This is a genomic window from Mesorhizobium sp. KR9-304 (assembly GCF_040049215.1).
Lineage (GTDB): Bacteria > Pseudomonadota > Alphaproteobacteria > Rhizobiales > Rhizobiaceae > Mesorhizobium_K.
Genome location: NZ_JBDZDN010000001.1, coordinates 678,021 through 691,913, shown reverse-complemented (window position 1 = coordinate 691,913; position 13,893 = coordinate 678,021). Strand labels below are relative to the sequence as shown.

The window sequence follows — 13,893 nt, the reverse complement described above, 5'->3', positions numbered from 1 at the left end:
ACGTCTGCTATGCGCATCGTGACCCCAAGCGAACGGCACCCGAGGAACCATGCCCGCTCAAAAACACATCATCGTCGTTGGCGCAGGCATCGTCGGCGCATCGATCGCCTGGCATCTCACGAAGGCTGGCGCGCGCGTCACCATGGTGGCGGCGAGCGGGCCGGGCGGCGTCGCGACGCCCTCGTCCTTTGCCTGGATCAATGCCAGCTGGGGCAACCCGAAACCCTATTTCGATCTGCGCCTCCGCTCCATGGCCGAATGGACGCGCCTGAAGGCCGGGGTGCCTGAAATCCCGCTCCGCCGGAACGGTGCGCTGTGCTGGGACCTGCCGCGGGCCGAACTCGAGGCCTTCGCCGCCGAACATGCGTCATGGGGCTATGGCATCCGGCGCGTCGATCGTGCCGAAACCGCGCGCATCGAGCCCGCACTCGCCGAACTTCCCGAGTTGGCGCTGCACGTGGCAGAGGAGGGCGCGGCTGAACCGGTCGCTTCCACCCTGGCGCTGCTTGCTGATGCCGAACGCCTGGGCGCCCGGATCATGATCGCTGCGCCGGTGAAGTCTCTCGTTCTTGGCAACGACAGGATCGCTGGCGTTGACCTCGATGAGGGTCGCTTGGAAGCGGACGATGTCGTGCTGGCCGCCGGCGCCGGCAGTCCGGCCCTGCTTGCCACGGTCGGCGTGGCCCTGCCGATTGATACGCCGCCGGGCTTGCTGGTTCATTCCAAACCGCATCGACATCTGCTCAACGGCCTCGTCATCGGCGAGAAAGCGCATGTCAGGCAGACCACCGAAGGCCGCATCGTCGCCGGCGCGGATTTCGGCGGCACCGAACCGGGTACCAACCCTGAAGAAACGGCACGCGAGCTATTTGCCGAGGTCAGGTCGATGCTCGTCGGCGCCGACGACCTGAAGCTGGACTTCCACACGGTCGGATACCGGCCGACGCCCGCCGACGGCTTTCCCGCCATAGGACGCGCGCCCGGGCTAGGCAGCCTCTATATCGCGGTCATGCATTCCGGCATTACGCTGGCGCCCGCCATTGGCCGGATGGCCGCCGATGAAATCCTCTCCGGGCGCCGCGATCCATTGCTTCTGCCCTACGGAATCGACCGTTTTGCGTGAGCGCAAGAATTCCGCCGCTTGGTTCCCCGGCCAAACTGCATTATCTGAGGCGCGAAACGCCAGGGAACATAAATGTCAGTCACCAAGGAAGCCGTCCTCGAACGCCTGAAGACGGTGAACGGCCCGGATTTCACCGGCAACATCGTCGAGCTCGGGCTGGTGTCCGAGATTTTCATCGCCGACGGCAAGGTGTTCTTTTCGATCACGGTGCCTGCCGCGCGGGCGCAGGAGATGGAACCGCTGCGTGCGGCGGCCGAGCGCGTCGTCAAGGCCATCCCCGGCGTTGCCGGCGCCATGGTGGCGCTGACCGCTGAGAAGAAGGGCGGCGGCATGGAAGCTCCGGTTCCGCCGCGCCCGGCGCAGCGGGTTCCCGTATCAGGCGAACCGAGGCCGCCGGCTCCCGCCCAGGCGCGTCCTGCTCCGCATTCCCATGCCCCCGCTTCGCGATCCTCGGGCAAGCGCGGCATCCCGGGCATCGCCTCGATCATCGCCGTCGCTTCCGGCAAGGGCGGCGTCGGCAAGTCCACCACCGCCATCAACCTGGCGCTCGGCCTTGCCGCCATGGGAAAGAAGGTCGGCGTGCTCGATGCCGATATCTACGGGCCCTCGATGCCCCGGCTGCTCAACATCCGCGGCAAGCCGCAAACGGTGGACGGCAAGATCCTGCGGCCGATGGAGAATTACGGCCTGAAGGTGATGTCGATGGGTTTCCTCGTCGAGGAGGAGACGCCGATGATCTGGCGCGGGCCGATGGTCATGTCGGCGCTCACCCAGATGCTGCGCGAGGTCGAATGGGGCGAACTCGACGTGCTCGTCGTCGACATGCCTCCCGGCACCGGCGACGCGCAATTGACCATGGCACAACAGGTCCCGCTGGCCGGCGCGGTCATCGTCTCCACGCCGCAGGACCTGGCGCTGATCGATGCGCGCAAGGGGCTGAACATGTTCAAGAAGGTCGACGTGCCGCTCCTGGGCATCGTCGAGAACATGAGCTATTTCATCGCGCCCGACACCGGCAAGCGCTACGACATCTTCGGCCATGGCGGCGCGAGGCGCGAAGCCGAACGGCTTGGCGTCTTCTTCCTCGGCGAGGTGCCGCTTCAGATGGAGATCCGCGAGACGTCGGATTCCGGCGAGCCGGTGGTTGTTTCGAAGCCGAACGGGCCTGAAGCCAAAATCTACCGCGATATCGCAAGCAAGGTCTGGCAGCGGCTCGACGAGGAGCGCGCCAAATCGGAAGGCGCGGTTCCCGCGATCGTGTTCGAATAGACGGTCAGCTTCCGCTTACCGTTTCGTTGAACGTCGAGAAGAACTGTCCAGCGAGCTTCTTCGACGTCGACTCGATCAGCCGGCTTCCAAGCTGCGCGATCTTGCCGCCCACGTCTGCCCTGGCGGTGTACTTGAGCACGGTCGTGTTCGGCCCGTCCTCGGTCAGCGTCACATCCGCTCCGCCCTTGGCGAAGCCGGCGATGCCGCCCTTGCCCTCGCCGGAAATCGTGTAGCCATTCGGCGCATTGAGGTTGGACAGCGTGACCTCGCCCAGGAAGGTCGCCTTGATCGGTCCTATCTTGAGCACGACGGTCGCGGCCAGCTCATTGTCCGATTTCTTCTCCAGGCTCTGGCACCCTGGAATGCTTGCTTTCAGCACCTCCGGGTCGTTCAGCGCTTGCCAAACCTTTTGGATCGGGGCCTCGATGCGCTCCTCGCCTTCCATATTCAAAGCCATGGGAACCTCCTGCCAGCGGGTCCGAGAGCCGTAGCGCAGCACATTCGTCGTGTCCATTGGCCCAAGGGATAGTCGCCGATCCCGCGTATTTGTCTGACAAAAGCCTCTTGCCGCTGTTCGGACGTTGGCATATCGATGCTCGACCGCATTTCCGGAGAATCCAATGTCAGGCCCGACGACCACGAAAAAATTCCGCTCGCAGGAATGGTTCAACAATCCCGACAACCCGGGCATGACCGCGCTCTACCTGGAGCGCTACCTGAATTACGGCCTCACCCGCGAGGAACTGCAGTCGGGCAAGCCGCTGATCGGCATCGCGCAGACCGGCTCCGACCTGTCGCCCTGCAACAGGCATCACCTGGAACTTGCGAAACGCGTCCGCGCGGGCATCGAGGCGGCGGGCGGCGTGCCGTTCGAGTTCCCCTGCCATCCGATCCAAGAGACCGGCAAGCGTCCGACCGCCGCGCTCGACCGCAATCTCGCCTACCTGTCTCTGGTCGAGGTGCTCTACGGCTATCCGCTGGACGGCGTCGTGCTGACCATCGGCTGCGACAAGACGACGCCGGCGCTGCTGATGGCCGCCGCCACCGTCAACATTCCGGCGATCGCTTTGTCGGTCGGGCCGATGCTCAACGGCTGGCACAAGGGCAAGCGCACCGGCTCGGGCACCATCGTCTGGGAATCGCGCCAGCGCCTGTCGGCCGGCGAGATCGGCTACGACGAGTTCATGGACATCGTCGCCTCCTCGGCGCCGTCGGTCGGCTACTGCAACACGATGGGCACGGCGACCACGATGAACTCGCTCGCCGAGGCGCTCGGCATGCAGCTTCCAGGCTCGGCCGCCATTCCCGCGCCCTACCGTGAGCGCGGACAGATCGCCTACGCGACCGGAAAGCGTATCGTCGGCATGGTGCATGAGGATCTGAAGCCCTCCGAGATCATGACGCGCGCCGCCTTCGAGAACGCCATCGTCATCAATTCGGCGATCGGCGGCTCCACCAACGCGCCGATCCACCTCAACGCCATCGCCCGCCATCTCGGCGTCAAGCTCGACAACGACGACTGGCAGGCGGTCGGCCACAAAATCCCGCTGCTGGTCAACCTGCAGCCGTCGGGTGAATATCTCGGCGAGGATTATCACCATGCCGGCGGCGTGCCCGCGGTTGTCGCCGAGCTGATGAAGGCGAACCTGCTGCCGCATCCTGATGCGCTGACCGTCAACGGCAGGACCATGGGCGAGAACTGCAAGGGCGTCGCCAACGAGAATCCCGACGTCATCCATCCGGTCTCCGATCCGCTCAAGGTCAATGCCGGCTTCATCAACCTCAAGGGCAATCTTTTCGACAGCGCCATCATGAAGCTGAGCGGCGTCTCCGACGAGTTTCGCGACCGCTATCTGTCCAATCCTGCGGACCCGGAGGCGTTCGAGGGCAAGGCCGCCGTGTTCGAGGGGCCGGAGGACTATCATGCCCGCATCGACGATCCGGCCGAAGCCATCGACGAGCACACGATCCTGTTCATGCGCGGCGCGGGGCCGGTCGGTTATCCCGGCGGCGCCGAGGTGGTGAACATGCAGCCGCCCGCCTACCTCATCAAGAAGGGCATCCATGCGCTGCCCTGCGTCGGCGACGGAAGGCAGTCGGGCACGTCGGGTTCGCCCTCGATCCTCAACGCCTCGCCCGAAGCCGCCGTCGGCGGCGGGCTGGCGCTGGTCAGGACCGGCGACCGCGTGCGCATCGACCTGAGGAAATGCACGGCCAATATCCTCATCTCCGACGAGGAGTTGGCGGCGCGCCGTGCCGCGCTCAACGGCGATGGCGGCTTTCACTATCCCAAGCACCAGACGCCGTGGCAGGAGATCCAGCGCGGCATGGTCGACCAGTTCGACCATGGCATGGTGCTGAAGCCGGCGGTGAAATACCAGCACATCGCCCAGACCAGCGGCGTGCCACGCGACAACCACTAAGCGCTGCGGCCAGCGCGGCGTTCCCTGTCGTGGCCGCCCGCCGTTCGTCGCTTGGTTTTCTTGGTCTGTTCGGTCGCTCGGGCGACCTGCGCCAGCTGGATGCAGCGCTGAGGGCGGCCGACCTGCATCCGGCGCTGGTGCCGGAGGGGGTGAAGCTCAACATCGTCAATCTGATGAAGGATCATTGGCCCGAGCAGCCGCCGGCTTCCGCATATCCACGTGTCGCCGGCCTGCTCGCCTATTGCGTGGCCGGGCCGGAAACTTTCGAACAGGCGAACGGCCGAGACGCAAAAGATGATGCGGAACGCCGGATCGAGAGCGCGCTTGATGCGCCTGATGATCTAGACGCCGAGATCGTGCTTCTGGCCTTACACGCCAAGCTGATGAATGCCGACGTTATCGAGCGTTTCGACCTCAGCGCTGGCCCGGCCTGAGAGCCGCGTTGCCGTTTCAGCGAGTTGCGCTCAACCTCGCCACTTCCGCTTCCAGCGCTGCGATGCGCTTGTCCCGTTCGGCAAGCGCCGCAGCGACGTCGGCCGCCTCGAAACGTTGCGGAATATGCTGCGGGCAGTTGGCGTCCCACGCGGTCACGGTGAACAGGATCACCTGTTCGGCCCGCGCGCGATAATCCCCGGGCATCAACCTTCCCGTCAACGCCGCATCGTCTTCCACGATTCGCGCCGTGCCCCAGATCTTCACCCGCCGCCGGTTGGCGTAGTCGATCAGGAACAGATGCGCCCTGGCGTTCTCGGCAAGGTTTCCCGCCGTGATATATTGCCGGTTGCCAGAGAAATCGACGAAACCGATGGTCTGCTCGTCGAGCACCTTCAGGAAGCCCGCCGGGCCGCCGCGATGCTGTATATAGGGTTGGCCCTCGGCATTCACCGTCGCCAGGAATGCGCTCGTCTGTGCTTCGATGAAAGACTTCAGGTCGGTCGGAATATACGTCGCCCAGCCGCCCTTCTCCTCCATATGCGCATACCCCTGACGTGAGCCCTTTCGCGTCTGTATCGCCTTCACGGTCGGCGTGAAAGCAACGTCGCTTGAATAGATGGCAGTCATTGCCCCACCTTTCGCTAAAGGCCGAGGGCGGTGAGGCCCGGATGATCGTCGGGACGGCGGCCGAGCGGCCAGCGAAACTTGCGGTCCGAAGGAGCGATCGGCAGATCGTTGATGCTGGCGATGCGCCGCAGCATCAGGCCATGTTCGTCGAATTCCCAGTTCTCGTTGCCGTAGGCGCGAAACCACTGCACGCTGTCGTCGTGCCATTCATAGGCGAAGCGCACTGCGATGCGGTTCTCATGGAACGACCAGACCTCCTTAACCAGGCGGTAGTCGAGTTCCCTGTTCCACTTGCGCGTCAGGAATTCCTCTATCGCCTTGCGGCCGGTCAGGAACTCCGCGCGGTTCCGCCAGGTGCTGTCCTCGGTATAGGCGAGGGCAACCCTGGCGGGGTCGCGAGAGTTCCACGCGTCCTCCGCCCCGCGCGCTTTCCGGGCGGCGGTCTGCGCAGTGAATGGCGGCAGGGGCGGACGATCCATGGGATGTTCCTGACGCGGTTGGTATCGGCGTCAGGCTGCCGCCCGCGCGTTAACGATCGGGAAGTCGATATCGGTCTCGGCGACATTGTTCAGGTAATTGGTCCAGACATTTAGCGCGACGTGCTGCACGATCTCGATGATCTGGGCGTCCTCGTACCCGGCAAGCCGGACGGCGCGCAGGTCATCATCGCTGACGCGGCCACGCTGTCTTGCCACCTTGGTGGCGAAGACGACCGCCGCGTCGGCCTTCGGGTCGTTCGAGTGGCCGTTGCGGTTGGCGGCCATCTCGGCCTCGTCGAGCTTGGCGAGATGCTTGCCCAAATAACTGTGTGCAGACAGGCAATAGTCGCAACCATTGATCTCCGCGACCGCCAGCGCGATGCGCTCGCGCGTCGGCGCCGGAAGGTTGCCCTTGCCGAGTGCGCCTGAGAGGCCGAGATAGCCTTCGAGCGCCGCCGGACTGGTCGAGACCATGCGAAACAGGTTAGGCACGACGCCGAGTTGCTTCTTGACCGCTTCGAGCAGCGGCCGCGATTTTTCCGGGGCCTGGTCGATGCTGGCGGGAATGGGGAGGCGGGACATGGTGTTCTCCTGTTGCAATCGACCGCGTTTGATCGACAGGATCGAGATAGCCCCTTCCAAAAATCAGAACTACCCGCCAGTATATGGAACGTAGCTCCCATTAATTGGAAGGAATTATGGATCGCCTCGAGGCAATGTCAGTGTTGCTGGCAGTGGTCGAGGCAGGAAACCTGTCTGCCGCGGCGCGGCGCTTGGGCACGCCGCTGTCGACCGTGAGCCGCAAGATTTCGGACCTCGAGACTTTGCTCGGTGCGAAGCTGTTCAGCCGCTCCAGCCGCCGGATCGTACTCACCGAAGCCGGTCAGTCCTACGTTGCCGCTTGCAAACGCATCCTCTCCGATATCGAGGAGGCCGAGCGCGCGGCCTCCGGCGAATACAAGGCGCCGAGGGGCGACCTGGTCATTACCGCCCCTGTCGTATTCGGGCGCCTTCACGTGCTGCCGTTGGTCGTCGCGTTTCTTGACGCCTATCCCGAGATCAACATCAGGCTCGTGCTCGCCGACAGGGTGTTTCACCTTCTCGACGATCACGTCGACGTTGCGTTGCGCATCGGCGCCCTGCCAGACAGCAGCCTCGTCGCGATCAGGCTCGGCCAGATACGCCGCGTCGTCTGCGGCAGTCCGGCCTATTTCGCCGGCAAAGGCATGCCGGAGACGCCACAGGCGTTGTCGTCGCATTCATGCATCGGCTTCGACGGCCTGACATCGGCAAATGGCTGGAACTTTCTGGCGGGTACGACCGAGCAAACAATCGGAGTTAGATGCCGCCTTGTCGTCAATACCGCCGAGGCCGCGATCGATGCCGCGATTGCCGGCCTGGGTGTGACGCGCGTACTTTCCTATCAGGTGGCCGGGGCCATTCGGGCTGGACTGCTCGAGACGGCGTTGCGGAAGTTCGAACCCGAACCGTGGCAGGTGAGCCTGATTCATGGCGGGCAGGGTTTGCTGCCACTCAAGCTCAGGGCGTTTCTGGATTTCGCCACACCACGGCTCAGGACGGCCTTGTCCGGCGCTTCACCGTGATGGCGGCCAGCGCCCCCGGGGATCAATGCCCCATCCCGCTTCTCGGCAGCTTGACGAGGTCGCCGAAGCGGGCGCGCAGGCGGTCGTCGATCGCTTTGGGCACATGGCGCGGGAAACGTTCGGCGAGAATGCGCTTCTTCTCGGCAATCGCGCGCGAGAGGATGTCGGGCTTGCCTTTCTCGTTCCATTCCTTCGGCGAAAAGCGGTCGCCGATGGCGGGATAGAAATATTCGGTCTGCATCAGCCGCAGCGTCTGTTCGTTGCCGAGATAGTGGCCGGGACCGTTGAGGCAAACTTCGGAAATCGTGTCGATGGAGAGTGCGGCGTCGGTCACCTCGATGCCGCGCACGCAGCGCTGGCAGTGGCCGAGCATGTCGTTGTCGATGATCAGGCTTTCCAGGCAGAAGCCGAGCAGCGAGGCATGCATGCCGGCGGATTCATAGACCAGGTTGAGGCCGGACAGCCCGGCCATCACGTTGGTGATGCCCTTTTCGTAGCCGGACTGGATGTCGGGCAGCTTCGAGTCGGCCATGCCCGCCGCCGACCCGCCGGGCAGGTCGTAGAACTGCGCCATCTGCGCGCAGGCGGCGGTGAGCAGCGCCTGCTCGGCCGAGCCGCCCGACATGGCGCCGGTCCTGAGGTCCGAGACGAAGGGCCAGGTGCCGAAGATCGCGGGATGGCCGGGTTTGAGCGCGTTGACGTAGATCAGGCCGACAAGCACTTCCGCCACCGCCTGGACGACCGCGCCGGCGATGGCCGCGGGCGCGGTGGCCCCGGCCTGGCCGGCCGACAAAAGCAGGATCGGGATGCCGCCCTCGATGCAGGCTTCGAGCACGCCGCAGGCGTCCTCGGCGAATTTCATCGGCGGCACGACGAAGCAGTTGGAGTTGGAGACGAATGGCCTGGCGCGGAAATTCTCCTCGCCGCCGGCAATCGCATAAAGCATCTCCAGCGCCGGGGCGACGTTCTCGCGCACGGTAAACGACGTGCCGACATGCTTCGACGTGCCCGACACGCAGGCGTAGAGCGTGTTGAAGTCCATATCGAGCGGATCGGGGATGTCGCGCGGCACCATCGGCCGCTGGAAGAAATGGATATTGTCGAGGCCGTCGACGATGCGGGCGGCGTCGTAGATGTCCTGTAGAAGCGACTCGCGGTATTCGCGCTTCTCGACGTCGACCAGATGCACCGCCGCGCCCGCCGTGCCGTAATGCACGCGCTTGCCCTGGATCAGCATGTCGTGCCTGGGGTCCTGGCCGTGCAGCGTGAAATTGCGCGCCGCGCGCTTGATCGTGTCCTCGACCAGCCCGCGCGGGAAACGGATGCGGCCGTCGGCCCCGAGGAGGGCGCCGACGCCGGTCAGCGCTTGGATGCAGGACGGGATGGCGTTGGCGAAGCCGACGGTTTCAAGCAGGGTAAGCACCGCCTCGTGGATACGCGCGAGGTCGGCTTCGGCGAGCGGTTTGTAGGTGCCGCCCTCGAGGCCTGGGCGGATCGGCCTGACATCGTCGGCCAGCGGAGCCGCGCGCATCGCGCGCCGCGCTTCGCGACCGCCCGAGCGCCGCGAGCCGCGCTCGGCGACGGGTTCCTGGGCTTCCTGCTTTTCGATTGCGACCGACATGCCGACGTTCCCCATTGCCGACCTTGGCGCACTCCGGTTGGTCCAGAGCTACGCCAACATGATCACGCTTCGCGCTCGACTATGCAATGGCGCACGTTGGCACCTAGGGCCAGCGCATTTCGGCGGATATGCCAAGAAAGCCGCCCGGCGGCGGCCTTCCTCAAGGTAAGTTCGTGTGGTTCAGGCGGCGGCCGGCCGCCTGCCGGCGGCGGTGGCGAGTTCGCGGATGCCGGGCTCGATGTGCTGCAGCGCGATCGACGAAATGCCGAGCCGCATGAAGCGCGTCGGCTTGTCGGCGCGGTCGAAGAAGCGGTCGCCGGGCTCGATGATGACGCTGCGCGCCGCGGCCGCCGAGGCGAGATCGCGGGCGTCTATGTTGCGCGGGCCTTCGAGCCAGAGCGAGGCGCCGCCGGCCGAATCGGTCGCGCGCCATTCGGGCAGGAAGGCCGAGATCGCCTGGACCAGCCGCTTGCGGCGTTCCTCGAAGGCGGAGGACAGGCGGCGCACCAGCGCCTCGTGGTGGCCGAGCGACAAGAACAGCGCGACGGCGCGCTGGTTGTTGGCCGGCGGGTGGCGCAGGATGAAGCGGCGCAGCGCCCTGAGTTCCGCGATCAGCCCGGCCGAGGCGACGATGTAGCCGAGCCTCAGCCCCGGCGCGAGCGTCTTCGACATGGAGCCGACATAGACGACGCGCCCCGAACGGTCGATGCTCTTCAGCGCCTGCTGCGGCGCCTCGTCGATGAGCTGGCTGTCGTAGCCGTCCTCGATGATGATCTGGTTGTTTCTGATGGCGCGGGCGAGCAGGTCCTGGCGGCGTTCGGCCGACAGCGGCACCATGGTCGGGCAGTGGTGGCTCGGCGTCACGAAGACGAAATCAGCGTCGCTTGATATCGAGGAGGTGACGATGCCCTGTTCGTCGACCGGGGTGGGCACGGTTTCGGCGCCGGCGAGCCGGAAGATCGAACGCGCGTCGGGATAGCCGGGATCCTCCATCGCGACCCTGGAACCCTTGGCCATCAGCAGCGTGGCCAGCATGTAGAGCGCGTTCTGCGCGCCGAGCGTGACGATGATCTCGTCGGGATTGGCGAAGATGCCGCGCCGCGGCAAGAGCCGCGCCTGGATCTGCTCGATCAGCAGCGGATCGTCGCGGTCGACCATGTCGGCCGCCCAGTTGCGGATCTCGAGCACGGCGAGCGCCATGCGGTTGCACTCGCGCCATTCGGCGGTCGGAAACAGCGCCGGGTCGAACTGGCCGTAGACGAAGGGATAGGACGACTTGATCCAGTTGCCGTGCTTGGCGGGCGGCGGCATGTCGGAGGCGGCGATCTGGCGGCGCGCCTTCCAGTCGATGTCGTTGGAATTGTCGTTGGCCTTCTGGGCGGGCCGGGCCGGCGTGGCGAGCACCTCCGGATTGACGAAATGGCCGCGCCGCTCGCGCGCCACGAGGAACCCCTGGTCGACGAGCTGCTGGAACGCCAGCACCACGGTGCCGCGCGCGACGCCGAGCTTCTCCGCCAGGATGCGGCAGGAGGGAAGCGGCATGGAGGCGGCGATCTGGCGGTCGAGGATGGCGGCGACGATTGCCTGGCGGATCTGCGCCTGCAGCGTCTGGCCGGACTCCGCGGAGATGCGGAAAAGTCCGGACCAAATTGCCGTGTCGTTACGCTGTGGCATGATCGCTCCTTGCGCGAACGCTCCCCCGAAGCCGCCCCGAATTCTGGCCCAGCGATTTGTATTCGTGGTCCAAACGCTTGCGCCAATGAATTTTTCTAATCGTTATGATTTATGCCAGTGATGCATCATCGCTGGCCCAGCGGTTCCGCAAGCGGCGCGGTCGGACGGAGGCTACGAGAAGCTGCCTCTCGCAGATGCGAAAAGCTCTGCTATGGTGCGCGCGCGAAATCTCAGGAGTGCGACAGTGGCAGACGGCTCGTTTCAGGCAAGGCTCGAAGCGCTCAGAAACCATCACGCGGACGTGCCGAAGGACATGCGCGCCGCCTTCGCAGGCGATCAGCAGCGGTTCGCCAAGTTCTCGTTGATCGACGGCGACCTGCTGCTCGACTGGTCGAAGTGCGCGGTGACGGAGAAGACGATGGCGCTGCTCGCCGAGGCGGCGCTGGCCGCCGGCGTGGAGAAGCGCCGTGACGCCATGTTCGCCGGCGAAAAGATCAACATCACCGAAAACCGCGCCGTGCTGCACACCGCGCTGCGGCAGCCGAAAGGCGCGAAGGTGCTGGTCGACGGCCATGACGTGGTGCCCGACGTGCACGCCGTGCTCGACGCGATGGCGAAATTCTCCGACGCCGTGCGTTCGGGCGAGGCCAGGGGCGCCACGGGCAAGGCAATCACCGACGTGGTCAACATCGGCATCGGCGGCTCCGACCTCGGCCCGGCTATGGCGACGCTGGCGCTGGCGCCCTGGCATGACGGGCCGCGCGCGCACTACGTGTCGAACATCGACGGCGCGCACATGCACGACACGCTGAAGGGGCTGGAGCCGGAGACCACGCTGTTCATCGTCGCGTCAAAAACCTTCACGACCGTCGAGACGATGACCAACGCCGAGACGGCCAAGCGCTGGATCGTCTCCAGGCTAGGCGATGGCGCGGTCGCCAATCATTTCGCGGCGGTGTCGACCGCGCTCGATTTGGTGGCGAAGTTCGGCATCGCTCCCGACCGTGTCTTCGGCTTCTGGGACTGGGTCGGCGGCCGCTATTCGCTGTGGGGGGCGATCGGCCTGCCGATCATGATTGCCGTCGGCGCCAGGAATTTCCGCGATTTCCTCGCCGGCGCGCATGAGATGGACGAGCACTTCCGCACCACACCTCTGTTGCAGAACCTGCCAGCGGTGATGGGGCTGGTCGGCTGGTGGCACCGCGTGGTCTGCGGCTATCCGGCGCGCGCGGTCATCCCCTACGACCAGCGGCTGTCGCGCTTTCCCGCCTATCTGCAGCAGCTCGACATGGAATCGAACGGCAAGCACGTGACGCTGGAGGGCGGCGAGGCGGCGACGCCAACCGGGCCGCTGGTCTGGGGCGAGCCCGGCACCAACGGCCAGCACGCCTTCTTCCAGCTTCTCCATCAGGGCACCGACGTGATCCCGATCGAGTTCCTGGCGGCGGCGGTCGGCCACGAGCCCGACCTCAAGCACCACCACGACCTGCTGCTCGCCAATGTGCTGGCGCAGTCGGCGGCGCTGATGAAGGGCCGCACGCTGGACGAGGCCAGGACGCAGATGCTGGCCAAGGGCATGAAGCCGGAGGACGTGGAAAAGATCGCGCCGCACCGGGTGTTCGCCGGCAACCGTCCCTCGGTGACGATCCTCTACCGCTCGCTCGATCCGAGGACGCTCGGCAGGCTGATCGCGCTCTACGAGCACCGCGTCTTCGTCGAGGGCGCGCTGTTTAACATCAATTCCTTCGACCAGTGGGGTGTCGAGCTCGGCAAGGAACTCGCGACCGGACTGCTGCCCGTCGTCGAGGGCAAGGAGGACGCCGCCACGCACGACGCCTCGACGGCGGGGCTGGTGCGGCATATGAGAAGCTTCGGCTGACGACATTCGTCAACGGCGCTGCATCAACATCGGGGGCATCAGAATCTTGGCGGACATAAAGGGCATCCTGTTCGACAAGGACGGGACGTTGGTCGATTTCCAGAAGACCTGGTACGTGCTGGCCGACCTGATGGCGCTGCATGCGGCCGACGGCGACCGCGCCCGAGCCGACGCGCTGATGGTCAAGGCCGGCTACGACTACCACAGCCATTGCTTTCGCGGGGATTCGGTCTTCGCCGCCGGCACCAATGCCGACATCGTTGCGCTCTGGTATCCGCAGGCCGACGAGGCGCGCCGCAGGGAGATGACTGCCTATTTCGACACGTTCACAGCCGAGCAGGGCGCGCTTCAGTCGGTTGCGCTGCCGGGCAGCCGGGATGCCATCGCCAGCCTGCATCGCTCGGGCTTCCGGCTCGGCGTCGCGACCAACGATTCCACCGGCGGCGCGGAAAAGACGCTGCTGGCGCTCGGCATCGCGCAGATGTTCGACGCCGCCTACGGCTACGACGCGGTCGCCAATCCGAAACCGGCACCGGACACGATCATCGCCTTCTGCGACCTGACCGGGCTCAAATCCTCCGAGGTCGCCATGGTCGGCGATAACAGGCACGATTTGGAGATGGCGAAGGCCGGCGGAGCAGGGCTCGCCATCGGCGTGCTTTCCGGCACCGGCACGCGCGAATCGCTGGCGCCGCTGGCCGATGTCGTGCTGGACTCCATCGTCGACCTGCCCGCCTTCCTCGCGGCAGGACGGTGACG

Annotated in this window: 13 protein-coding genes; 7 read left to right on the top strand and 6 right to left on the bottom strand. The window is 65.5% G+C overall.

Annotation, left to right across the window (positions count from 1 at the left end; all coding sequences use genetic code 11):
- Positions 1 to 49 precede the first annotated feature (49 nt).
- Entirely contained in the window at positions 50 to 1,123 is a 1,074-nt protein-coding gene (locus ABLE71_RS03310; RefSeq protein ID WP_348781931.1) for an FAD-binding oxidoreductase, read from the top strand.
- A gap of 72 nt (positions 1,124 to 1,195) precedes the next feature.
- Entirely contained in the window at positions 1,196 to 2,392 is a 1,197-nt protein-coding gene (locus tag ABLE71_RS03305; RefSeq protein WP_348781930.1) for an Mrp/NBP35 family ATP-binding protein, read from the top strand.
- 4 nt (positions 2,393 to 2,396) lie between these two features.
- On the opposite strand, the gene ABLE71_RS03300 is transcribed toward ABLE71_RS03305, so the two are convergent.
- Positions 2,397 to 2,849 carry a carbon monoxide dehydrogenase subunit G gene (locus tag ABLE71_RS03300; protein WP_348781929.1) on the bottom strand — a complete coding sequence of 151 codons (453 nt, stop codon included), beginning with the start codon at positions 2,847 to 2,849 and terminating at the stop codon, positions 2,397 to 2,399.
- Positions 2,850 to 3,012: 163 nt separating this feature from the next.
- On the opposite strand from ABLE71_RS03300, the gene ABLE71_RS03295 reads away from it, so the two are divergent.
- The gene (locus ABLE71_RS03295; RefSeq protein ID WP_348781928.1) at positions 3,013 to 4,815 is read left to right on the top strand and encodes an IlvD/Edd family dehydratase; all 1,803 of its coding nucleotides are present in this window, start codon (positions 3,013 to 3,015) and stop codon (positions 4,813 to 4,815) included.
- A 29-nt stretch (positions 4,816 to 4,844) separates the two neighbouring features.
- The gene (locus ABLE71_RS03290; protein ID WP_348781927.1) at positions 4,845 to 5,249 is read left to right on the top strand and encodes a hypothetical protein; all 405 of its coding nucleotides are present in this window, start codon (positions 4,845 to 4,847) and stop codon (positions 5,247 to 5,249) included.
- Positions 5,250 to 5,265: 16 nt separating this feature from the next.
- Here ABLE71_RS03290 and ABLE71_RS03285 read toward each other — a convergent pair whose 3' ends face one another.
- Genes ABLE71_RS03285 through ABLE71_RS03275 form a run of 3 tightly spaced genes read right to left on the bottom strand, consistent with a single transcriptional unit; the run spans position 5,266 to position 6,938 of the window.
- Complete coding sequence (locus ABLE71_RS03285) at positions 5,266 to 5,877, bottom strand: pyridoxamine 5'-phosphate oxidase family protein (protein ID WP_348781926.1); 612 nt, start codon at positions 5,875 to 5,877, stop codon at positions 5,266 to 5,268.
- A gap of 14 nt (positions 5,878 to 5,891) precedes the next feature.
- On the bottom strand, positions 5,892 to 6,356 hold the full coding sequence (locus tag ABLE71_RS03280; RefSeq protein WP_348781925.1) for a DUF1348 family protein: 465 nt from the start codon (positions 6,354 to 6,356) through the stop codon (positions 5,892 to 5,894).
- Between the two features lie 30 nt (positions 6,357 to 6,386).
- Complete coding sequence (locus tag ABLE71_RS03275) at positions 6,387 to 6,938, bottom strand: peroxidase-related enzyme (protein ID WP_348781924.1); 552 nt, start codon at positions 6,936 to 6,938, stop codon at positions 6,387 to 6,389.
- Between the two features lie 116 nt (positions 6,939 to 7,054).
- Here ABLE71_RS03275 and ABLE71_RS03270 point away from each other — a divergent pair, with 116 nt between their 5' ends.
- On the top strand, positions 7,055 to 7,960 hold the full coding sequence (locus ABLE71_RS03270) for a LysR family transcriptional regulator (RefSeq protein WP_348781923.1): 906 nt from the start codon (positions 7,055 to 7,057) through the stop codon (positions 7,958 to 7,960).
- A gap of 22 nt (positions 7,961 to 7,982) precedes the next feature.
- Here the strand turns inward: ABLE71_RS03270 and ABLE71_RS03265 are convergent, their stop codons facing one another.
- Positions 7,983 to 9,581, bottom strand: a complete 1,599-nt coding sequence (locus ABLE71_RS03265) for a trimethylamine methyltransferase family protein (protein WP_348781922.1) — start codon at positions 9,579 to 9,581, stop codon at positions 7,983 to 7,985.
- Positions 9,582 to 9,761: 180 nt separating this feature from the next.
- Positions 9,762 to 11,255 (bottom strand): PLP-dependent aminotransferase family protein, encoded by a 1,494-nt coding sequence (locus ABLE71_RS03260; protein ID WP_348781921.1) that lies wholly within the window; start codon positions 11,253 to 11,255, stop codon positions 9,762 to 9,764.
- Between the two features lie 244 nt (positions 11,256 to 11,499).
- Between ABLE71_RS03260 and pgi the strand changes: the two genes are divergently transcribed.
- Together pgi and ABLE71_RS03250 are read left to right on the top strand one after the other, a co-directional pair.
- Positions 11,500 to 13,134, top strand: a complete 1,635-nt coding sequence (gene pgi / locus ABLE71_RS03255) for a glucose-6-phosphate isomerase (protein WP_348781920.1) — start codon at positions 11,500 to 11,502, stop codon at positions 13,132 to 13,134.
- A gap of 46 nt (positions 13,135 to 13,180) precedes the next feature.
- Complete coding sequence (locus ABLE71_RS03250; RefSeq protein WP_348781919.1) at positions 13,181 to 13,891, top strand: HAD family hydrolase; 711 nt, start codon at positions 13,181 to 13,183, stop codon at positions 13,889 to 13,891.
- Positions 13,892 to 13,893: the final 2 nt, after the last annotated feature.

Coding starts and splice junctions, on each gene's coding strand:
- ABLE71_RS03310 (WP_348781931.1), top strand. CDS start 50: ATGCCCGCTCAAAAACACATCATCGTCGTTGGCGCAGGCATCGTCGGC.
- ABLE71_RS03305 (WP_348781930.1), top strand. CDS start 1,196: ATGTCAGTCACCAAGGAAGCCGTCCTCGAACGCCTGAAGACGGTGAAC.
- ABLE71_RS03300 (WP_348781929.1), bottom strand. CDS start 2,849: ATGGCTTTGAATATGGAAGGCGAGGAGCGCATCGAGGCCCCGATCCAA.
- ABLE71_RS03295 (WP_348781928.1), top strand. CDS start 3,013: ATGTCAGGCCCGACGACCACGAAAAAATTCCGCTCGCAGGAATGGTTC.
- ABLE71_RS03285 (WP_348781926.1), bottom strand. CDS start 5,877: ATGACTGCCATCTATTCAAGCGACGTTGCTTTCACGCCGACCGTGAAG.
- ABLE71_RS03280 (WP_348781925.1), bottom strand. CDS start 6,356: ATGGATCGTCCGCCCCTGCCGCCATTCACTGCGCAGACCGCCGCCCGG.
- ABLE71_RS03275 (WP_348781924.1), bottom strand. CDS start 6,938: ATGTCCCGCCTCCCCATTCCCGCCAGCATCGACCAGGCCCCGGAAAAA.
- ABLE71_RS03270 (WP_348781923.1), top strand. CDS start 7,055: ATGGATCGCCTCGAGGCAATGTCAGTGTTGCTGGCAGTGGTCGAGGCA.
- ABLE71_RS03265 (WP_348781922.1), bottom strand. CDS start 9,581: ATGTCGGTCGCAATCGAAAAGCAGGAAGCCCAGGAACCCGTCGCCGAG.
- ABLE71_RS03260 (WP_348781921.1), bottom strand. CDS start 11,255: ATGCCACAGCGTAACGACACGGCAATTTGGTCCGGACTTTTCCGCATC.